The organism is Neisseria sp. P0001.S005 (genome assembly GCF_051963715.1).
In genome coordinates, this window is record NZ_JBQCTZ010001104.1 from 1 (window position 1) to 231 (window position 231).

Below are 231 nucleotides of genomic sequence, written 5' to 3' on the forward strand. Positions count from 1 at the left end.
AAAACCGGCAACCTCTGAAAGAACCTCGGTTGCTGGACGGCATTATGCGCAAAGCCCACCGCAACCGTCCGCTGACGGAAGTGCAACCCAAACGCAACCGATATTTGTCGAAGACCCGTTATGTGGTCGAACAGAGCTTCGGTACGCTGCACCGTACATTCCGCTATGCCCGGGCAGCCTATTTCGGGCTGATTAAAGTGAGTGCGCAAAGCCATCTGAAGGCGATGTGTT

The 231-nt window shown here is 54.5% G+C and carries 1 protein-coding gene; it reads left to right on the plus strand.

From position 1 onward, the window contains the following. On the plus strand, positions 1-231 hold a 231-nt coding region (locus tag ACTHSP_RS24210), incomplete at both ends, for a transposase (protein ID WP_440347246.1).